Annotated in this window: 17 protein-coding genes; 7 read left to right on the top strand and 10 right to left on the bottom strand. The window is 60.0% G+C overall.

The genetic code is table 11. The features are described from left to right. Positions 1 to 94: 94 nt before the first annotated feature. From U9R61_RS14370 to proC, 3 genes are all read right to left on the bottom strand, one after another. Positions 95 to 1495 (bottom strand): MurT ligase domain-containing protein, encoded by a 1401-nt coding sequence (locus U9R61_RS14370; RefSeq protein WP_322489497.1) that lies wholly within the window; start codon positions 1493 to 1495, stop codon positions 95 to 97. A gap of 145 nt (positions 1496 to 1640) precedes the next feature. Beyond that, entirely contained in the window at positions 1641 to 2417 is a 777-nt protein-coding gene (locus tag U9R61_RS14365) for a hypothetical protein (protein WP_322489496.1), read from the bottom strand. Continuing rightward, positions 2418 to 3236, bottom strand: a complete 819-nt coding sequence (gene proC / locus U9R61_RS14360) for a pyrroline-5-carboxylate reductase (protein WP_322489495.1) — start codon at positions 3234 to 3236, stop codon at positions 2418 to 2420. It abuts the gene before it with no gap. Positions 3237 to 3645: 409 nt separating this feature from the next. On the opposite strand from proC, the gene U9R61_RS14355 reads away from it, so the two are divergent. Both U9R61_RS14355 and U9R61_RS14350 read left to right on the top strand, forming a co-directional pair. Beyond that, positions 3646 to 4548, top strand: coding sequence for a PIG-L family deacetylase (locus tag U9R61_RS14355; protein WP_322489494.1), 903 nt, complete (start codon positions 3646 to 3648; stop codon positions 4546 to 4548). A 110-nt stretch (positions 4549 to 4658) separates the two neighbouring features. Further along, positions 4659 to 4784, top strand: a complete 126-nt coding sequence (locus U9R61_RS14350) for a hypothetical protein (protein WP_322489493.1) — start codon at positions 4659 to 4661, stop codon at positions 4782 to 4784. Positions 4785 to 4844: 60 nt separating this feature from the next. On the opposite strand, the gene U9R61_RS14345 is transcribed toward U9R61_RS14350, so the two are convergent. Then, positions 4845 to 5120: a hypothetical protein gene (locus U9R61_RS14345; protein WP_322489492.1), complete on the bottom strand. Its 276-nt coding sequence runs from the start codon at positions 5118 to 5120 to the stop codon at positions 4845 to 4847. A gap of 24 nt (positions 5121 to 5144) precedes the next feature. Between U9R61_RS14345 and U9R61_RS14340 the strand changes: the two genes are divergently transcribed. Beyond that, on the top strand, positions 5145 to 5348 hold the full coding sequence (locus tag U9R61_RS14340) for a hypothetical protein (RefSeq protein ID WP_322489491.1): 204 nt from the start codon (positions 5145 to 5147) through the stop codon (positions 5346 to 5348). A 50-nt stretch (positions 5349 to 5398) separates the two neighbouring features. Here U9R61_RS14340 and U9R61_RS14335 read toward each other — a convergent pair whose 3' ends face one another. The 4 genes from U9R61_RS14335 to U9R61_RS14320 form a co-directional block, all read right to left on the bottom strand. Next, positions 5399 to 6223 carry a metallophosphoesterase family protein gene (locus tag U9R61_RS14335; protein WP_322489490.1) on the bottom strand — a complete coding sequence of 275 codons (825 nt, stop codon included), beginning with the start codon at positions 6221 to 6223 and terminating at the stop codon, positions 5399 to 5401. A 4-nt stretch (positions 6224 to 6227) separates the two neighbouring features. Next, positions 6228 to 6371 carry a hypothetical protein gene (locus U9R61_RS14330; RefSeq protein WP_322489489.1) on the bottom strand — a complete coding sequence of 48 codons (144 nt, stop codon included), beginning with the start codon at positions 6369 to 6371 and terminating at the stop codon, positions 6228 to 6230. 411 nt (positions 6372 to 6782) lie between these two features. Next, complete coding sequence (locus tag U9R61_RS14325) at positions 6783 to 9881, bottom strand: SMC family ATPase (RefSeq protein WP_322489488.1); 3099 nt, start codon at positions 9879 to 9881, stop codon at positions 6783 to 6785. A 47-nt stretch (positions 9882 to 9928) separates the two neighbouring features. After that, entirely contained in the window at positions 9929 to 10426 is a 498-nt protein-coding gene (locus U9R61_RS14320) for a hypothetical protein (protein ID WP_322489487.1), read from the bottom strand. Between the two features lie 128 nt (positions 10427 to 10554). On the opposite strand from U9R61_RS14320, the gene U9R61_RS14315 reads away from it, so the two are divergent. From U9R61_RS14315 to dnaK, 4 genes are all read left to right on the top strand, one after another. Next, positions 10555 to 11316, top strand: coding sequence for a TerC family protein (locus tag U9R61_RS14315; protein ID WP_322489486.1), 762 nt, complete (start codon positions 10555 to 10557; stop codon positions 11314 to 11316). A gap of 6 nt (positions 11317 to 11322) precedes the next feature. Continuing rightward, positions 11323 to 12249 carry a LysR family transcriptional regulator gene (locus U9R61_RS14310; protein ID WP_322489485.1) on the top strand — a complete coding sequence of 309 codons (927 nt, stop codon included), beginning with the start codon at positions 11323 to 11325 and terminating at the stop codon, positions 12247 to 12249. A 430-nt stretch (positions 12250 to 12679) separates the two neighbouring features. Then, positions 12680 to 13918, top strand: a complete 1239-nt coding sequence (locus U9R61_RS14305; protein ID WP_322489484.1) for an NAD(P)/FAD-dependent oxidoreductase — start codon at positions 12680 to 12682, stop codon at positions 13916 to 13918. Positions 13919 to 14015: 97 nt separating this feature from the next. Beyond that, positions 14016 to 15893 carry a molecular chaperone DnaK gene (dnaK, locus tag U9R61_RS14300; RefSeq protein WP_322489483.1) on the top strand — a complete coding sequence of 626 codons (1878 nt, stop codon included), beginning with the start codon at positions 14016 to 14018 and terminating at the stop codon, positions 15891 to 15893. On the opposite strand, the gene U9R61_RS14295 is transcribed toward dnaK, so the two are convergent. Together U9R61_RS14295 and U9R61_RS14290 are read right to left on the bottom strand one after the other, a co-directional pair. After that, the gene (locus tag U9R61_RS14295) at positions 15890 to 19714 is read right to left on the bottom strand and encodes an AAA family ATPase (RefSeq protein WP_322489482.1); all 3825 of its coding nucleotides are present in this window, start codon (positions 19712 to 19714) and stop codon (positions 15890 to 15892) included. The genes dnaK and U9R61_RS14295 overlap by 4 nt on opposite strands. 280 nt (positions 19715 to 19994) lie before the next feature. Further along, on the bottom strand, positions 19995 to 21266 hold the full coding sequence (locus tag U9R61_RS14290) for an adenylate/guanylate cyclase domain-containing protein (RefSeq protein WP_322489481.1): 1272 nt from the start codon (positions 21264 to 21266) through the stop codon (positions 19995 to 19997). Positions 21267 to 21324: the final 58 nt, after the last annotated feature.

Here is a 21324-nt window from a genome sequence, read left to right as displayed (position 1 = left end):
TAGCCTGCTTATGCCATGTTCCAAAAAACCCTAGCGCTCTCTGCGGAGCCGGACAGCCGTCCGGCTCTCCTGCGCTTTTGCTCGCTTGGCGTCTTCAGGATTCCCAGAACGGCTTTGCCCACCCGCGGCGGGCAATCTCGGCGCGCAGGTCAAGCATCGCGGTGTAGGTCGGCAGTATGGCGAGAGTTTCGCCGGCGGGCAACGCTGCCAACGCTGCATCGAGCGCCGCCGGCAGATCATCGATCACGGTCATAGTCTCGGCGGCGACGCCGGCATAGTCGAGCCGCAGCGCCATATCGGCGGCGCGGGTGCCGCTGACTGTGACGCGGGCCACCTTCTCGGCCAACGGCTCGAAATCGGCATCCCACAGCCACGACACGTCGGTGCCATCGGCGAAGCGGTCATTGATCGCGATCAGCACATGCAACGGTTTGGCTGTTGCCGTGGTCAACATGCGCACCGTCTCTGACGCTCCCACCGGATTTTTAATCAGTACAATCAGCATCGGCGGGCCGCCGGTGCCGGCGTTGATCCGCTCGATGCGGCCAAAGGCGGCGCGAAAACTAGCCAGAGCGGCGCTGATCTTAGCCGGCGCCACGCCGAGCGCCAAGGCGGCAGCAGTGGCGGCCAGCGCATTCTGGGCGTTGTAGAGGCCGGGCAGCGGGAGGCGAACACTCAACCTGCCAGCAGGGTGGTCGATCTGCAGTTCGCTGCCGTCTAACCCCTGCGGTTCCAACACCGTTAAGGCCACGTGCGGATCGGGCCGGCGCTGACCGCACTGCGGGCAGGTGTAATGGCCGATGTGGGCATAGAAGAGATGCCGGTATTCGTAGCGGTGGCCGCAGGCGTGACAGAACTGCGAGTCGGCAATGTGGGTGGCGGCGGCGGCGGCGTGGCGGCTATCTTCCAACCCAAACGCGAGGGTACGGGCGGTCAGGTTGCGAGCAATCGCAGCCATCGCCGGATCGTCGGCATTGAAGACTACAGTGCTCGTGGCCGGCAATGTTTGCAATGCTTTGCGCCAATGCCCGGCAATGGTATCGATCTCGCCGTAGCGGTCGAGCTGGTCGCGGAACAGATTGAGCAACACAACGAGGCGGGGCCGGGTCTCGGCAATCGCTTGCGGCAACGCCGCCTCGTCGGTCTCGAACAGGGCGCGGCGGGCGCGAGGACGGCCACGCCAATCGGCGCCGGCAATCGCGACGGTGGTTAGGCCGGGCAGCAGATTGGCGCCGGCGCGATTGTGCAAGAGCGGTTCGCCGGTCTGCTCAAGGATGGCCGCGAGTATGCGGCTGGTGGTAGTCTTGCCGTTGGTGCCGGCAACGAGAATCACACCGGCGGGCAACGCGGCGCAGATCGTGGTTAAGATGGCCGGGTCGAGCGAGCGGGCGACTTGACCGGGCAACGTGGTGCCGCCGCCGAGCCGCAGGCGGCGCGAGAGGGTGCCGGCGGTGCGGGCTAAGGTGATGGCGGCCGTGGTGCGGAGTTGGTTCATAGGTTTGGTATGGACTGGATCAACACATGATCGCAAAGATGTTAAACGCAAAGGCGCAACGATCGCGAAGATGCGCAAAGGGTTTTGTGAGGGCATAGCCGTACTTGGGAATACACTCAAATCCTTTGCGCCCTTTGCGGAGCCGTTACTTCAACCCGGCCTTGCGCAACGCAGCAGCGAGCGGGTTATCATCCTCGTCGTCATCATCGCCGCTGCTGGCAAACAGGGTCGTTTCCGGCGGCGTTTCATCCTCCGCCTCGTCATCGAGATCATCGTCTTCCCAATTGAGGGCCAAATTCTCGATCCCGACCAGCGCAATGATATCATCAACGCTAAACAACATCAGGTTGATCTGCTCGTCGCTTGCTGAACGCGCGGCCAAATCCTCAATCCGCTGTACCTGCGGCAACGCCGCCAACACTTCGTCAAGCGGTTCGGGCCGGCGCGGCGGCGGGCGATCGTTCTCCATCAACGCATCGGCGGCGGCGCTATCGACGGGGATGCCGGTATCCACCAGCAGAATCGTCACCCCGACTCGGTGGAAGAGCAGGTGCAGAATCTGGCGCGTCTCGTTGAGTTGGGCAACGGCGCGGCGAATGGCGCTGGCGGTGCGGCTAGCTTTAATCTCAAACACCCACGCCACGCCATCGATGATTGCCAGCGCGTCGAGTTCGCGATACTTAATCTGCGCCGTGCGGTGGCGGCGCTCTTCGTATTCGAGAATACGGCGCTCGTCGAGCGGCAACTGGGCCGCCAACCAAGTGCGCAAAGCCGCTTCGGCCTGTCCGCCGAAGATATCGCGCTGGCGCGGCGGGCGGATGGCCTTCTGGTTCTTGCGTTGCAGCTTAAACTTCTCGACGTGAGCTTGGTAACGGCGGTCGTCTTCGGTCGTCAACCGTGCGCGCGCATAACTGATCGCCATCTACCCCTGCCTTCCCAGTTCAACCGAACGTCGATACGCGGCCCAGATCGCATCGGCTAGCACGGTGCGTAACCCGCCGCGTTCGAGTTCGCTCAGTGCAGCGGCGCTAGTGCCGCCGGGTGACGTAACCGCATTGCGTAATTGGGCCGGGTGCATGCCGCTCTGCATAGCATACTGCACCGAGCCAAGCATCGTTTGTTGTACCAGTTCTTCGGCGATGCGGCGTGACAAACCGAGATGGACGCCAGCGTCGATCATGGCTTCCATCATCAAAAAGACATACGCCGGACCGGTGCCATTAATCGCCGTCGCCATATCGAGATAGGTCTCGTTATCGACGTACAGCTCGCGCCCCAACGCACCAAGCACCGTCGCCGCCCAACCGCGCTGGCGTTCGGTGACTGCGGGTGAGGCCGTCCACACCGTCATGCCGCAGCCAATCTGGGCCGGCGTATTCGGCATACTGCGCACCACTGCCGGGTGGTCGAGCGCCTCAGCGAAGGAGGTGATGGTGGCACCGGCGATGACCGAAATCACCAGATCTTCATCGCGGATCGCACCGCGCAACGGCGGCAACACCCGCCGCAACTGCTGCGGTTTGACGGCGAAGATCACTACCCGGCCCCATTTGGCCGCTTCCAGATTGTCGTGGGTGGTGCGAATGTGGTAGCGGTGCGCGAGGTCGCGCCGGCGCTCTTCGCGGGGGTGGCTAGCGAGAATCTGATCGGCAGCGACCAACTCGTTGCGCAACAAACCGCCGATAATGGCTTCACCCATCGCGCCGGCGCCGATCACGGCAATTGGCAAATCTGCGAGCATACTTCTTAACCTGTACAGCGAGCCGGTCGCTCTTCCAGCGCGCGACCGGCGACACGAATGCTTCTGTGCGGTATGATACCATAGAGGGCGGCACAATTGCGGCGGGAGTCGTTTAGGCCGCCGCGCAGCCGCTGTCCGCTTGTCATTGCGAGCGGAGTGGTCGGAGCCGGACACCGCCCGCCCCGCCGCGCAGCAATCTCCTCCTTCAGGGGAAGTAGTGCGTTAAGGCATGGCGGGCACTGAAGCGGGAGATTGCTTCGGGCGCTGCGCGCCCTCGCAATGACAATAGGGGAGCGGGAGACCGCGGCGGAGAAACTGCCGCACTCCATAACTCCCTAGGCGTCAACGGCATATCGTTATCGCATCAAGATAGCCCTCTGGGCCATTGCTAGAGAAAATCACCACACCTATGCTACCCAACGAAGAAACCATCGTTCTCCGCCCTACCGCGGCACCCGGCGTGCGCCCGGTGCTACTGGCGGTCTTTGCCCACCCCGACGACGAGAGCTTTGGGCCGGGAGGCACCTTGGCCCGCTATGCGTGGTCAGGGGTGGCGGTGCATCTGATTTGCGCAACCGGCGGCGAAGAGGGCACGGTTGATGCCGCCTTGCTCAACGGCTACGAGTCGGTGGCGGCGTTGCGCCGCACCGAGTTGCTGCGCGCCGCTGAGGCGTTGGGGTTGAGCAGCGTGACCTTGCTGGGCTATCGCGATTCGGGTATGCCCGGCACGGAGGCGAACCGTCATCCGGCGGCGTTGATCAACCAACCGCGCGACCAGGTGGCGGCGCAGATAGTGCGCCATATCCGGCGTCTGCGCCCGCAGGTGGTGATGACCTTCGATCCGATCGGCGGCTACCGCCATCCCGACCACATTGCCATCCACGAAGCGACAGTCGCCGCCTTCCATGCCGCCAGTGACCCGGCAGCATGGCTGGAAGCGGGGCCGCCGTATGCGCCGCAGAAACTCTACTACACCACCTTCTCGCGCCGGTTGTTGCGCTTACTGGTGCGGCTTATGCCGCTCTTGGGCCGCGATCCGCGCACCTTTGGCCGCAATCGCGACATCGATCTGACCAAGCTGGCCGAGGTTGAGTTTCCCACCCATGCCCGCATTGACACTACCGCCGTGCGTGAGCAGGCGCGGGCGGCGGCGCTGGCCCATGTAAGCCAAGGCGCGGGCGGGCCGCTGACCCGTGGCCCGCTCAGCAAGGTGTTGGGTCTGCTCGGCAGCGCCGACACCTTTATGCGCGCCTACCCGCCGGTGGATGGCGATGCGTGCGAAGATGATCTGTTTGCCGGGGTGCAGTGGTAAATGACAGATTGTTTTTTTACGCTGAGTAGAGAAACGGATCCGTTGATTAACCCGCTGCTGCGCCACCATCGAACCGAGAGTCGAGCCACAAAGCGCAGCAAAGGTGGGTTATGGACAGCAACGAGTTGCTGTGGACGCTGGGAGGCTTGGCGTGGGCGGTGGTGATCGGCATTGGTATGTGCAGTGGTCGCAGCGGTGCGATCGCAAACGCCATCAGGAGATCCGGCAGGCGGTGATGCACATGGGTTTTGTGCCGCGTGATCGGGAAACGGCGCCGGATCTGTCGCCATGTGCGCTCAGCCAGCTTGGTGATCGCGGCAGCGCGGTTTCGTGGCTGAGGTGTCTTTGCCGTCGATGGCGGCCAAGCGACCATCTGCGAGCATACCACCGTGTTTCAGGTAGAGCAGCGCGATTCGGAAGGCTACCACTCTGAGGATCGGTTTTATCGCCAAACGGTGCTGTTGTTCGAGGCGGAAGATCTGCGTGTGCCGGTGTTTTATCTGCGGCCAGCAGGGATCGGCGACAAGATCAAGTAGCTCTTTCGCCAGACCGCTCTTGATTTCCCGCACCATCCCGATTTCTCTCAAACGTACCTGTTGCAGGGGAACGACGAGTATCAGATCCGTCAGTTTTTCACCGATCAGAAGCTGAATATGCTTGCCCGCCAGCGCGCGTGGTATGTTGAAGGGTATGGCCAGCGGCTAATCTGTTATCGGGTCGGTGAGTTAGCTGCGGGCGCCAAAGCGCAACAATTTGTCCCAGAGGTGCTGGCGATTGCGCGCGGGTTGAGCCAGTCGTAGCAGGCCTACAAACTGGCGGCAAGCTGGCCCACGCGCAGAGCTCGTCGCCCTTATTTCACCGCCACACTCCGCCGCGGCAGCCAATGTTCGGCTACCGGGCGAAAACGGTCGCCGGTCTGATCGAGGCGCAGATGTTGCACCCGTGCGCCGTTAGCTTCAATCGTGATCAAGTTGCACGTATTCGCGCCGTGCTCTGCGCCGTAGCCGCGCCGCGAGGTAGTGGTGCCGCTCTGCACGATGTAGGTGCCGTGGCGCAAACCGGGTATGATATCGCGGGTGTTGCCGGCGAAACTGATATGCAGATGGCCGCAGAGCAGCATATCAACCGCGAACTCATCCAGCAGCCGGATCGCTTCGGCAGCGTTGGTGATGGTGACGCGCTTGCGCCGGTAGGCCGGCGGCAGCGCGGGTGGGTGGTGCCAGACCACGATTTTGTAGACATCGGGGCCAAAGCGAACTAGCCGCTCGCGTAGCGCAGCGATCTGCGCGGGATAGAGCTTGCCGCCGTCAACCGTGAGACCGTGGGCCGTGCATGCGCCAACGACAGCAATGCCGGTGGTGGTAAAAACGGGATTGAGGTCGGGCGAGATCTGCTGGCGATAGCGGCGCAACGGGGCAAACAGGCGTTCGTGCAAGAGAAAGAGCGGCACATCGTGATTGCCGGCTACCACCAGTTGTGGTTGAGGCAAGCGCTCGCGCAGGGTGCGAGCGGCTCGCCACTGGGCCGCAAAATCGGCCCGCTGGACAAAATCGCCCGAAATCACCACCAAATCGGGTTTGAGCGCGTGCGCATCGGCGATCAGGCGTTCGGCGGCAGCAGGGTTAAAGGGCGGGCCGGTATGGATGTCTGAGATATGGAGCATACGGAATGCCACGACGTTACTCCTCTGCGCTGGCAGCCGGCGCGGTGTCGGCCTGCGCCTTCTCTTTGGCGAGAGTGATGATGGCGCGCACGATTAAAATTCCCTCGACCACCACCGCCGCGACAAAGATGTACTTGAGCAGAGTGGGGATGATGTCCATCGGCTGATCCTTTCTTGCCAGTATGGAGCGGATAACTGCTCTGATGTGCGGCAGTCATACTGCCCCACTCCATGATAGCGCGGATTGGTCTCGTTGTCAGGGTGAGGGGCGTAGCCCGGTGGTCAGTGCGCGGTGGCGGGTAGGCCTACAGCGATGCTGTGGGTCTAACCCCTGCTGCAATCTCCTGCTTTGGCGCAAGTGATGCCTCAAAGCTGTTGCTACCGATCTCGCGGGGGATTGCTTCGCCTCGCTGCGCTCGGCTCGCAATGACAGACGGGAGCGGGGGTACCGTCCCGACCCTAGCCCTCCCCCGAAGGAGGAGGGAGTAGCCAGCGCCCCATCCCCCAGCGGGGGAGGGGATTGGGGGGTGGGGGCCATCCGGCCCCGCGGCGCATATGCCACCGCCTTCGATCACGCCCGCAATTCCCACCGGCTGCCGAGCGGCGTTTTACGAATTTCGAGCGCTGCCGGGAAGCGATCTTTGAGATCGTCGATGTGGGTGATGACGATAATACGGGCAAAATCTTGTTGAATCGCCGTAATTGCTTCGACCATCCGCTCACGGCCATCAGCGTCGAGAGTACCGAATCCTTCATCGATCACCAGTGTTTCAAGGCGGGCGCCGGCGCGGTGAGCGAGCAGACGAGAAAGCGCAATCCGAATTGCGAAGTTGATCCGCATGGCCTCGCCGCCGCTGAACGCCGTATACTTGCGCGTGCCGAGCGCATCGGAGATGTGGACTTCCAATGTCTCGACGGTATCGCCCTTCTTGGTGTCGCGCTGCATCTCGAAGCGCAGGTGCATCTGGCCGTCGGTCAAGCGGGCGAGCAGGCGGTTGGCTTCCTCTTCGATCTGGGGGATGGCAGTTTCGATCAACATCGCCTGCACCCCCTTCTTGCCAAAGGCTTCAGCTAGCTCGGTGAAGAGGGCGGTGCGTTCGCGTAGGTGCTGCTCTTGCGCTTGCAATGCCTCGAGCTCGGCGGCGGCGGTTTCGGCTTGGCGGAGATAGGCTTGCTTTTCGGCCAGATCACGCTCGGCGGCTTGTAAGGCGCGATCGGTGTCGTTGAGCTGCTGCGCCAATTGGGTGACTTCGGCTTTCACTGCCGGCAGCGTCGCGACTTGGCTAGTCAGCGCATCAGCTTCGCCTTGCACGGTGCGCCGTTCGCGCTCGGCGTGATCGCGGAGTGATTGGGCCTGCTCGCGGAGCTTGGTATCGCTGGCGTAGCGTTGTTCGGCCAGCAATAGTTCGCGCTCCTCGTGCTCCCAGTGGGCCAGCGCCCGCGCCGTCGCGCGCGCCGCTTCGAGCAAATCCGGCTGGTAGCCGAGCGCCTCGATCGCAGCCGCCACCTGCCGGCCAGCGGTCTGAATTTCGTGGGCGAAGTCGTTTTCGGCGAGCTGGCGCGCTATTTCGGCCACGGCTGCCTCGGCAGCGGGCAAGGCGTCCGGCGCGGTTTGCAAGCGGGCTATCTCGCGCCGGCAACTCTCAAGCTGGCCTTCGAGCCGGCTCTGTTCGCGCAACTGGCGTTCGAGCGCGCTGATATCGTCGTGCACCATCGCGAGATCGCGGCGCAGGCCGGCTTCATCGCTCAGTTCGGCGAGTTGCCCTTCCAGCGCCGCCAGTTCGGCTTGGATGGTCGGTTCGATCGCACCAGCAGCGAGTCGCTCGGTGAGTGAGGCGATCTGATGCGCTAGTGCGTGCTGCTCAGCTTCCCATGCGGCGACTTGCGCTAATTGGCGTTCGAGCGATTCGGCGGCGGCAGCCTGCTGGCGCAGCTTGGCGAGCTCGCGCTCGCCGGCGGCAATGGCAGCGCGGAGGTTGGCCAGCGCTTGCTCGGCGGCTTGGGCCTCGGCTTCGGTCTGCGTTATCCGCACGTGCAGTTCAGCCAGCTCAGTTTGGTAATGGGCAATGACGTGCTCAGTTTCGGCGGGATCGAGTTGGTGGCGGCAGACCGGGCAGGCGCCGCCGGCGGTGGCAAGCAGGGCTTGGTTTTCGCGCAGTTTGGCGATCGCGCGCTGAGTCTGTTCGGCGGCAGCGCGGGCGGCGCTGAGGGTGTCAACGGTGGCTTGCTCTTGGGTGCGACGCGCCTGTTGCTGCGCTTCCAGCTCGTGGGCCGCAATTTGGGCGGCTTGGGCGGCGGCGAGTTCGGCCCGCCATTGAGCAACTTTAGCGAGCTGCTCGACCAACCGGCGTTGATCTTGCTGGTAGCGGGTCAATTCGGCGTGGAGCGCCGTGGTGCGTTGCTCAAGTTGATTGCGGAGAATAGTTTGGCGCGTGGTCAGATCGCGAATCCGGTTCAGTTGTTGCTCAAGCTCGGTGCGCTGCGCCTGCGCTCGCACCAATTGCGCGTGCAGCGGCGCCAGTTCGCGCAAGCGTTGCTGCAACTGCTCCTCTTGGGCGCGCAACTCGGCCAAGCGGGCCACATCGGCACGCAAGCGGTCACGGGTCTGTTCGGCCCGGCTCAGCTCCTCTTTCAAACGATCGCGTTCGGCCCGCCACGTTTCGCGCAGCTCGTTTTTGCGCGCCGTCAACTCATCGAAACGGGTGCGCAACCCCTCTAGCCGGTCGAGTTCGGCGCGGGCGGTGACCAATTCAGCCAACCCCTGCTCGATCACGGGCCGTTTGGCGATCACCTGCTCGGCGTGCGCAATCTGCTGAGTGAGTTCGGCCAAATTGCGCTCGTGGCGCTGAATCTCGCCGGCCAGCGCGGTGAGCCGGTTTTGCAGCTCGCGGTGGCGCTGGGCAAGCGCCTCTAGCTCGCGCAGGCGAGTGAAGGCAGCGGTGTAGGTAGCTTCCAATGCAGCGCGGGTGGTTTGCAACTGCTCGCGCCGCTGGCTAGCGTCGGCAACCGCCTGTTGCCAGAAAGGGACTTTCGCGACAATCGGTTGGAGCGACTCAAGCTGGCCGCGCACCTTAATGGCCTCGGCCTCAAGGCTGCGCACCCGCTCGCGCGCGCCCTGTTCAAGCGCGGCGTATTCGGCCAGATCGAGAATCTCGGCCAGCACCTCTTTGCGTTCCGCCGCCGTCGTGCTGGTAAACTCATCGGCCCGACCTTGTAAGAGGAACGAGGCGTTAATGAAGGTGTGGTACGACATACGCAGCAGGTCGTTGATTTTGGCCTGCGTCTCGCGGATGGTGTTTTCGCCGATTGGTCGCCAAGCCGCGCCGTCGAAACTCTGCACATCGAGCCATGTCTTGCCGGAACTGGGGCCTTTGCCGGTGCTGCGCCCGCGTTGGCGCTGGCGAATCACTCTATATTTCCGGCCATCAAGGGCAAACACCAGTTCGACCATCATTTCGGTCTCGCCTTGTGCGATCAACTCATCGTCGGAACTGCGTGCTTCCCCCCACAAAGCCCACGTGATTGCATCGAGCAAGGTTGATTTGCCAGCCCCATTCTCGCCCGACAAACAGAGCACGTGCAGGCCGTCAAGGTCAAGCCGGAGCGGCGCGTCGTCGTCATCGGCGCGGTAGCACATAAAGTTGCGTAAGGCAAGCTGGAGTGGAATCATAGGGTTCGATATCTTGTCACGATGGGTAGCGGAGCGTGATGATGCCCTCAGCGGAACGTGTATTGCTCTTGGATCAATTCCGGTTCGACGCCGAGGGCTTCGGCGATGCGGCGAATACCGCGGTCGTTGAAACTGATCAGATAGAATGGGGCCAGTGGCAAGCGTTCGCCTGAACGCAACGCCACCAACAAACGATACTGGGCACGGCGCAACACACGCACCTCAAGCCCTTTGACATCGGCCAGCGGGCGTTCTTGGCGGGCGCGGCCCAGCAAGCCATACGAGGTGACGGTAATCTTGCCGTTGCGGTGGTCGATCCGGCAAATACCGAGCTGGCCGCCGGTGATGAGTGTAAACAGCATCAGACCGGCCAGCAGTGCAATCGACACCATTTCGCCGGTGGTCATAGTCTGGGCGCCAGTTAGGAATGGCTGCGCGATCGTGCCAACGCCATAGATCACCACGGTGGCGAAACTCCACGTCAGCCAAGGAATAAAGCGCACGGTGAGCTGGTCAGGACTGCGGTGAGCAAGTTGCCAAGTCATAGAAACACCACAAGCTGTATACGAACCGCTACCATTATACCAATATCTTTGATTGACCGGCCTGCCGGCGAGTGCTACCATTAGCGCTGTGCGTGGCGCATCTGGCAACAGAAAAGGATACAGACGGTATGGAAGCTATCTTCTCAGTCGAGAATCTGTTAGCGCTCATTACCTTAACGGTGATGGAGATCGTGTTAGGGATTGACAACGTCATCTTCATCAGCATTCTGGCCGGCAAGTTGCCCCCAGCGCAGCAGCGTCCGGCGCGGCAGATTGGATTAAGCCTCGCGTTGATCACACGGCTATTGCTACTCTTGTCGATCAGTTGGATCGCTAGCCTCACCCAGCCGCTCTTCGAGCTGGGGCCGTGGCATGTCACCGGTCGCAGCCTGATTATGCTCGGCGGTGGCCTGTTTCTGATCTACAAAGCCACGACCGAGATTCACGAGAAGTTGGAAGGCGCTGAGCATGCCGAGCGTTCAGCGGCAGTGACGACAATGCAGGCAGTGGTGTTTCAGATCATCTTGCTCGATATTGTCTTTTCGCTCGACTCGGTTATCACTGCGGTCGGTATGGCCAATGAGCTGTGGGTGATGATGACAGCGGTGGTCATTGCGGTGGGGGTGATGCTCTTCTTGGCCGAAGGGATTGCCAAGTTCGTCAACGATCACCCGACCGTGAAGATGCTAGCGCTCAGCTTTTTGTTGCTGATCGGCTTTTCGCTCGTCGCCGAAGGCTTTGAACTGCACATTCCCAAGGGCTACGTCTACTTTGCGATGGGCTTCTCGGTGATGGTGGAAATGCTCAATCTGCGCGCAGCGGCCAAGGCCAAGGCTCGCCAGCCGGTGCAGTTGCGCCAACGTTACGATACGACAAAACTGAGCCACTAACTCTCTATGCTCAATACCGTCCATTTGCAAACCTTTCTCACCGTCGTCGAGACCGGCTCATTCTCGGCGGCGGCCAAGCGGTTGCATATGTCGCAGCCGGCGGTCAGCCAACAGATTCGGGCGCTGGAAGAGCAGGTCGGCGGCGTGCGCTTGTTCCGGCGCAGCGGGCAGCAGATGCTGCTCACGTTAGCCGGGGAACAGTTGCTCGGCAGTGCGCGCGAGCTGGTGGCAATGGCTGAACGGACGGTGCAGGCGGTGAGCGCACTGCGCGGCCAGATTGGCGGGCGGGTGACGATCGGGTGTCTGGCCGGCGGCGCCGAGGTGTTCTTACCGGTGCTGCTTGCCATCGTGCAGCGCCAATATCCGGCGGTGACGGTTGAGGTCGAGGTGCATAGCGCCGATCGCTTGTTGGAATACCTCACTGAGCGGCGCTGTGATATTGTGCTCATCAATGATGCGCCGCGCCGGCGTGGCTTTGAGTCGCGCTTGCTGGCGGGTGAGCGGCTGGCGCTGGTCGCAGCCGCCGGTCATCCGCTCTTGCAGCAAGAGCAGGCGCCTCCCGGTATCTTACGTGACTACCCGCTGGCTTTACCGCGGATCGGGCATCCGTGGCGGCGCGTGATCGATGATAGTTTGCGTCGTCGGGGCGTCAATGCCGCCGATCTGCGCGTGGTGCTCGAAGCTGACAGTCCATTGCTGCTGAGGTCAGCGGTGGAGGCGGGCTTGGCGTTGGCATTCTTGCCTGCCAGTGTGTTGCCGGCTCGGCTTGAACGGATGGGGATCGTCACGTTAGCTGGGCAACCGCTGGCGTATGAGTGGCACCTTGTCCGATTGCGCGAACGAGCGCCGGCCCGTGTGGTCGATCTGCTCTACGAGACATTATTGGGCGACGAGGTGCGGGCAACGCTGTTGCGGTTGGGCTTGGCGACGTAGCGTTTTTGTTATTCCTCTCCTTCCTCTGGGGGGAGGAAAACAATACCCCTCCCCCAGCGGGGGAGGGGCGCGGGGTGGGGGCAACCTGCCAGTGGGGGAGGGGCGCGGGGTGGGGGCGAGTTTTTACCGCCGAGGATGCGGCGGACGCCGCGGATGATCCCATTCCAAAAACCCTCTGCGCCCTTTGCGTTCTTTGCGCCTTTGCGTCTTCATCCTCTGCGCCTTTGCTCGCTTGGCGCCTTTAGATTGGCTCCCCTCCCAGCCTCCCCCGCTGGGGAGGGGAGGAGAACGATTCCCCTCCCCCGGAGGAGAAAGGGCGCGGGGTGGGGGCACATGCCAACGGAGAGGGGCGCGGGGTGGAGATAACCGCAGGGCTAAGCGTGAGAGCCGTTACCCACGAGCACAGCTTTTGAACAATGACAGAGGTAGTATGCATGACGTGATAGTGATTGGCGCCGGGATCGCCGGCTTAGCGGCGGCAAACGCACTTTCTGCCGCGGGCTATGAGGTGCTCGTACTCGAAGCGCGGAATCGCATTGGTGGCCGGATCTGGACGGACGAGCAGTATGGCCCGGTCGAGTTTGGCGCTGAGTTTATCCATGGCCAACGCGCCGCCACGTGGGAATTGGTCAGGCGCGCTGGCTTGCCCACCACGCGCTGGGGCCGCGATCGCCGGTTTGCGCTCGGCGGGCGGATATTAGCCGCTGATGATTCAATTGGGGCTGCTGTCCATACGCTTTACCAACAGATCTGCGAGTATCGCGGCCCCGAAGTGACGGTAGCCGAATTGCTCGACCGGCTCGCGCCATCAACTGAAGCGCGCACCCTAGCCGGGCGCTGGCTAGCCAATATTGAAGGGGCCGACTTGAACCGGCTCAGCGCGGCGGCATTGGCGCGCGAACGGCGCTTGAGCACCATCGGGGAGGATAACTTTCACATCGACTGCGGTTATCACCATCTGCTTGCGCCGCTGAGCGCCGGGTTAGCGATCGAACTGGAAGCTGCAGTCTCACAGGTGCGCTGGGATGCGCGGCAGGTCGCGGTGGAACTCGCCGATGGCCGCCAATTCCGTGCGCGCCAGCTTGTCATAACAGTGCCGGTTTCGCTCTTGCAGGCCGGCCAGCCGGCGTTTGATCCGCCGCTGCCGGAGGCCAAGCAAGCCGCCATCGCAGCCATCCCAATGGGTCACGTCACCAAGCTGGCGCTCTGGTTCGACCGCCAATTCTGGCCGGAGTTTACCGTGCTGAGCACTGATGGCGTGATCGCGACGTGGTGGCCGGTGACGAGCGCCCGCGTGCCAACCCTGATGGGCTATATGGGTGGCCGGCAGGCGCTAGCGGTGGCCGAGTTGGGTGAAGCCGAAGCGATCGCAACGGCGTTGCACGAACTGAGCGCCTTATTTGGCGTTGATGCCGCCGCTGCTTATCGCGCTGGCCGCTTGGTTGATTGGTTGCATGATCCGTGGAGCCGGGGTGCGTACACCTATAGCGCTGCTGGCACACCGGCGGCACGAGTCGCGCTCGCCGAACCGGTTGGCCCGCTGTTCTTTGCTGGCGAAGCCACCGTCACCGGCGCTGAAATCGCTACGGTGCATGGCGCGCTGGAAAGCGGGCGGCGGGTTGCCCGTGCAATCCTCTTACGCAACCGTCAGATTCAAACACACCTCTAACATCCCGCTAGTGTATCATTGCTAGAAAACCGGTACACTACACACAGATACAACATGCCCGCATGGGTACAACAACATTGCAACGGAGGCCAGCACTATGGGCAAAATTGTAGGAATTGACCTTGGCACGACCAACTCGTGCATTGCAGTTATGGAAGGCGGTGATGTGGTCGTCATCCCGAACGCGGAAGGCAACCGCACCACGCCGTCAGTGGTCGCATTTGCTAAGAATGGCGAGCGGCTGGTAGGCCAGACCGCCAAGCGGCAGGCGACGATCAACCCTGAAAACACCCTCTATTCGGTGAAGCGCTTTATTGGGCGCAACTTTGATGAAGTGACTGAAGAGCGCAATCGGGTGCCGTTCAAAGTTGTGAAGGGCCCGCGTAACGATGTGCGCATTTACGTGCCGCAGACCGGCAAAGAGTACGCGCCGCAAGAGATCTCGGCGATGGTGCTGCAGAAGCTAAAAGCCGATGCCGAGGCCTTCCTTGGCGAGCCGGTGACGCAGGCGGTGATCACGGTGCCCGCTTACTTCAACGACAGCCAGCGGCAGGCGACCAAAGATGCCGGTAAGATTGCCGGCTTGGAAGTGCTGCGCATTATCAACGAGCCGACTGCCGCGGCGTTGGCGTATGGGCTTGACAAGAAGAAAGATGAGACCATCCTCGTCTTCGACCTTGGCGGTGGTACGTTTGACGTGAGCATCCTTGAGGTCGGCGACGGCGTGATCGAGGTCAAGGCGACCAGCGGCGATACCCACCTCGGCGGTGATGACTACGACGCTGCGATCGTCAACTGGATCATCGATGAGTTCCGCAAAGATCAGGGCATTGATCTGAGCAAGGATCGGCAGGCCCTGCAACGCCTCAAAGAGGCGGCGGAAAAGGCCAAGATGGAGCTCAGCTCGATGATGGAGACCGAGATCAACCTGCCCTTCATCACGGCTGATGCGAGCGGCCCCAAGCACCTGGCGATGAAGCTGACGCGGGCTAAGTTCGAGCAGTTGACGGCGCACCTGACCGAACGTCTGCGCGAGCCGGTGTTGCGCGCGCTGAAAGATGCCGGCTTGCAGCCAAGCCAGATTGATGAAGTGGTGCTGGTTGGTGGTTCGACCCGTATGCCGGTCGTGCAAGAGTTGGTGCGCAAGATGCTTGGCAAAGAGCCGAACAAGAGTGTCAACCCTGATGAAGTGGTGGCAGTCGGTGCCGCGATCCAAGCTGCTGTGCTGGGCGGTGAAGTCAAAGATGTGCTGCTGCTTGACGTGACGCCGCTGTCGCTTGGTGTGGAGACGCTCGGTGGTGTGATGACCAAGCTGATCGAGCGCAACACGACCATCCCGACCCGCAAGACCGAGATCTTCTCGACCGCGGCTGATGGCCAGACGGCGGTTGATATCCACATCTTGCAGGGTGAGCGCGAGATGGCGGCTGACAACATCACGCTCGGTCGCTTTCGCCTCGAGGGTATCCCGCCGGCGCCGCGCGGCGTGCCGCAGATCGAGGTGACGTTCGATATTGACGCGAACGGTATCTTGAATGTGAGCGCGCGGGATAAGGCGACTGGCAAAGAGCAGCGGATCACGATTACCGCTAGCACTAACCTCTCGAAAGACGAGGTTGAGCGCATGGTGCGCGAAGCGCAGCTCCATGCTGCCGAAGACAAGGCTCGCCGCGAGCTGGTCGAGCTGAAGAATCAGGCTGATAGCCTCGCTTATCAGACCGAGAAGTCGCTCAACGAGTTGGGCGATAAGGTTGACAGCATTGAGCGCAGCCGGATCGAGGGCCTGATCAAGGATCTGCGCGAGGCGATCGCCAAAGAGGATCGCAACCGCATCCAACAACTCTCGAACGAGTTGCAGCAGGCTATGTTCAAGATCTCGCAAGCTGCCTACGGCGATGGCGCTGCGCCGGGGGCTGGCAGCAGCGGTGGTCGCAAGGATGATGGCGTCGTCGAAGGTGAGTATACCGTGAACTAAGCGACGGTACGACGCTCGGGACGGGTCATCGCACCCGTCCCTTTTTTTTTGCCCTGTTCACTCGCGAGCGGGGCGGTTTTCGTCGCGATTGGGAAGAATAATCCTACTTGCCAGCGAATGAGTCGAGCTTCCCACCGTTTTCGCCAAGGTAGTGACATTTGGGCTAGCGCTTCATAGCTGCGCAAAAGGTAGATTGCCAGGGGGGGAGCTTGATCGATTTGCTCGAGGGCTTGCAGCGCCAACTCGTAGGCTTGCTGGGTTGCGCTGTTCAGCAACGCGATCCGGGCAGCGAGCACAGTATGCCAAATCTGATCGGCACGGCTAACTCGGTTTGGATCGGTAAACAAATTGCTCGCTGCTTGCCATTCATTGATCGCTGCCGGCAGATTACCGGTAATCAGATAAATCTCGACGGCGCTTAAGCGACCCCAAATTTGCACCTGATGATCACGGCTGCGTTCGCCATAGGCCAAAATCTCGGACGAACCGGCCAGCGCAGCGGCAATCTGACCGGTGCGCACCTGTACCATGCTCAATAAGGCGCGACATTCGACCCAGCGGCGGGTATCGCCGATCTGCTCGGCAATTGTCAAACCAAGTTGCAATGCGGCCTGTGCTCGCTTCCAGTCGCCACGGCTAAGCGCAGCTAACCCGTGGGCTTGTGCGATCCACGCTACGGTAGCCGGATCACCTAACGCTTGGGCGAGCTGCATTGATTTTCGTCGGTACCTACCGGCAAGAACCGGCAAGCGGTTGAGGATGATGCTCATATGCGCGTATGCCCGTGCCCGTGCGTGCGTTAAGCCGATGGCATTGGCGAAGGTTAATGCTCGCAAGGTACTGTGAACGAGGGTGATCGGATCACGTTGATAGTAGTCAAGCTGGACGAGTAAAGTGGTTGCTCGTGCAATCTCAAGAAGGTGTATGTCGTCTGGTAGCAGTTGCGAACGGATACCGAACAGACGCAAACTCTGCCGCATGATTTCTGCTAATGCCGGCCAGAGCATTGCTCGTCGTGCCTCCGGTAACGGCAACCCCAGGTGGGTAAATGCGCTCTGTAAACAGCGATAGCTCTCGGCTAGTCGCCCTTGCCCGTAAAACGCTTCCGCAAGCATTCGTTCGCGTCGCCCACGCACTTGCGGTTGTCGATCATGACCAATCTGATTGGCTTGACTAAGCAGTTCGATAGCCCGTTCATAATCACCGGTATAGAGGGCTAATTCACCCGCACGATCAAGATACGGACGCGCACGGATCGGCTCACCGGCTGCTTGCCAGTGATACGCAATCGTTGTCGCTTGGAGTGGATCGTGACTGACAGTTTGCTCAAGATACTCTGCCAAACGTCCATGAAGTTGCCGCCGCTGCGCAAAACTCATGAGGTTGTAGATCGCTTCGGCAACCGCTGCCGGACGAAAGGCGTAGAACGGATGGGGTTCAAGGCGTTCGAGTACAATCAGGCCAGATTGTTGTAACTCGAAGAGCTGACTGCCTAGTTGTTGTTCGCTCAGATTGCTGGGATGAATGGCAGCTAACGTGGTCGTGTCAAATTCAACTCCGATAACACTGGCTGCTTTGAGGGTCAACTGCTGATCGAGTGCTAACTGATCAAACCGGCTGGTAATTAATCCCTGGACTGTTGCCGGCAGACGCACCATCTGGTTGGCCGTGCTGCGCGCGCCCGGTACAAATCGGCAGATTCCCTGCTGTCGCATGACTAAGCCCGCATCACGCAGGGCTTTGGCCAATTCGATACTGAAAAACGGATGGCCTTGCGTCTGGTCGGCAATCATACGCCAGATTGCCTCATCGACATGCTCAACACCAAAGATTTGGGCAAGGAGATCGTGAACCAACGGTGGGCTCAGGCCGCTTAATTTGATATGCTCGATCAATGGGTGATAAATCAGTTGGCCCTGCACTTCCATCTGGTTCAGTGGCGGTCGTCCGGTGATGACCAGTAAGATGGGAGGACGCCGGTCGAGCAATTTAGCCAGCAAAACCCACGTCGCCTCGTCGAGCCACTGAATATCTTCAATGACAAGGACAAGCGGTGCGCGCGTTGCTGCATTGATGAGCAGGTTGACCAAGCTCTCTCGTAATCGCTCGGCGTGGGCCGGTGCTAAGGTTGTTGGTTGGATTGCCTGGCCGCTTAACGTGGTCGGCCACAATTCGTTGGCAACCTCGTAGACCGTATCCGTCAGATCGATGAGACGTGGATCACCGAGGAGGCTGGGGAGACAGGTCCGAAGTGTGTTATACGGACTGCGATCGATGGGTCGGGCAATGCCGCTGAGGACAACCACACCCCGGCTTCGCGCCTGTGCGAGAAACGTCTGTACGAGATGCGATTTGCCGATACCGACTTCACCGGTAATGAGTACCCCGCTGCCACGTCCTTTTTGCAAGTCTGCGAGTCGGTCATGGAGAAATGCCAACTCGCTGGCTCGCCCGATCAGCGTATCGCTGTGCCGACCGATCATCGTGATCGGTTGATGATGACCGTTCGGTGTTGTCGGTAGCGGTTGGAAGACGTTGACCGGATCGGTAATGCCGCGGAGGTGCAACGGCGGCAATGCACTAAACCTGATATGTTCACGACACGCGGCGACCGTCTCACCGTCACATAAAATTGGCACGTTGTGCTCACGGGCTGCCTGCATCAGGCGCGCCGCTCGATTGACAACCGTGCCCATCATCGTATATTCGCGCCGTTCTTGCCCGCCGACCGAACTGCACAAAACTTGCCCGCTGGTCACACCGATTGCACAGGCAAAACCCAGATCGGTCAATGTTTGCACAATGTCTTGCGCCGCCAACACACCGCGCAAGGTGTCATCTTCGTGGGCAAACGGTGGTAAGCCGAAGGCTGCCAATAATGTCGGCCCCTTACTATCAGTACCAAGCCGATTGATACTACCTTCGTAGCGGTACAAACAAGTCTGAATGGCACGAATCACGGCTTGCGCTGCCGGGAGAGGCGTCTCGGCGGTGAGGCTACCTAAATGGATAAAGAGAACGGTCACGTACCGTAGCTCGGCGAGCCATGCGGTCTGCCCGGCGTCGATGCGCGTGAGGATCGCTTTGGGGACGTATGCGCGCAGCAATTCGATCTGTTCCGGCACTATCTCAACCTCGCGTAACGCCTGCATTGGCACATCATCGAGCAAGGCGGTAAGCTTCCGATGCCCATTCGGCAGCGGTACGGTTTCACACCATTGCCGCACGAGTTCCCACACAGTGTTCGTTAAGGCCACCTCGCCCGCTGGCGCTGTTGCTTCCGCTGCTCCCGCCTCCTGGACAGCGTCACCGGTGATCAGTAATTCCCACCGCCCCAATACTCCACCGAGATGCATGATCGTGACTTCGCCTGCACCGATCCCGACCCGGGCACGCAGACGACGGGCTTGCTCATCAATCACCGCCGTGCTCCATACTGCCGGCGCCATCATCATCTGGATTGCCAGCCCACATTGCACGGCACGTCTAGTAAGGATCGTCAACGACTCATCGCCGTACCACAGCGCAATTAGCCCATCACCGGAAAATTTGATGACATCGCCGCCATGCGCCGTGACAATCCTTACCAGATGCCCAAAGTAGAGATCAAGAATCTGCGTCAGTTCTTCGGCACCTGCCGGATTCGTCTGAGTTAAGTGTTCAGTAAGCGCGGTGAAGCCCGATAGATCGGCCACTAGGATGGCTGTCGAACACGTTTCCTGCGTTGGCTCGAACCGGCCATTGCCCCCCAGACTTTGCAGCCGGCGTCGAATGAGGCCGGGAAGATAGCAGGCGAGTTCACTAAGATGAGCAAGCATCATAGCGGATTATCCACACCTTCGCTTACCGTTTCTCAAACAAGCGATCACCGGTGGATGGTAGATCTGGATACACTTTTGGTCGCAAATCATTGCTTGGTCTGTTTGATTATGGATCAGAGTAGGCTGCAGCGCAAGCGAAGATGTCGGACCACCTTCGCCGAGGGTGTATCGAGCGATCAAAGAGTATTGGGAAGAGATGCAGCCCGATCAGTCGGCAGTGGAAGCTGCTACGTGGGTCTACTTGGGTCGGTACGGCTATGCTGACCGAGATGCAGCCCGATCAGTCGGCAGTGGAAGCTGCTACAGCTACCGCCGGCTGCGATGCTGTTGCGGTGAGCGAGTAAACCGTAAGCGGATGCGTCTTTCCCTTGACGTGTATCTCACGAGATGAATCGCTGGACCAGATAGTTTTAATGTGCTGGTACAGCGGCTCTGAGATCAAAATTTCACCCTTACCGGCAGCACTCTCGATTCGTTTAGCAGTATTAACTGTATCACCAATCACATCGTAGAATTTAATAGTGTCACTGCCCAACAATCCTTCAACAACTTGACCACAATGTAACCCAATGCCGACACCTAACTGTTCGGGCGCGAGGAGCGGTGTGATCTGTCGTTGGATCTCGGCGGCAGCCCGTACTGCTTCAAGGGGCTGAGCAAAGATTGCCATCGTCTCGTCAGCCGATAATTTCCATTTAATGACGTGATGTCCGTGCATGATCTGCTCGACCACTTGATAATAGTGGCTGAGTAGTTCGACGACCTCTTCCGGCGAACGTGTTTCGCTCCATTGGGTGAAACCGCGAATATCGACAAACATGATGGTTCGTTGCTGACGGTGCTGGTGTAGTCGTTCAGGTTGAGTGAGCGAAACATTGAGTAAGTCGCGTCCTAGCAGCCATTCCGAAAATATTTTCAGCTTTGCCGTGATGTCTCGCAGGAGATTGAGATAATGGCGGCTTGTTGCGTTGGCTAATCCAATGGCGATGCCAAAAAAGAGCAGTGACAAACCGATGAATTGATGACTAGCATCGGCAAAAAATGCGGTAATCGTGTCAGTTTGGCTCGGATTGGTCTTACTCTCGAAAATATAGTACATCAAGAAGATAATACCGGTACGAAAGATATTTTCAATGATGGTAAGAATGTGATTCGTTTGTTTGTGTTTATTAATTGCTTGCAGGTATTGTACCAGCCCGATCAAAAAACCAAAGAGCAAATAGGCTTGGTGATTGAGTGCCTCCCAAAATACCGGCCCTTCCAGTAAAAACTCTATCATACTGTACATAAGTGGTGCAATGAGATTACCGATGAAGCGGTAGTAAGCCGACTGCTGGCCGTAGGTGGTCAAAAAATATCCTTGGACGAGACTGCTGAGCAGCAGGACGTAAGGGTCAAATGAGAGAAAATATCGATCTTGATACTTAAGAAGTGACTCGAGTAATATGTTGGCAAGCGCGAAATGGATTGAGTTGCCGAACAATTCAAGGAAATAACGGGTGATAAAGGTACCGTCGAGCCGACGTTCGATCAGATTGGGTATCGTGTGCATTGTTGGCTCCTTGGTGGCATCGCAGTGTGCATGGGACACAACATCTTCAATGATCGTT

It is taken from the genome of Chloroflexus sp. (assembly GCF_034431535.1).
Classification (GTDB): domain Bacteria; phylum Chloroflexota; class Chloroflexia; order Chloroflexales; family Chloroflexaceae; genus Chloroflexus.
This window is presented reverse-complemented; position numbering and strand designations above follow the sequence as displayed.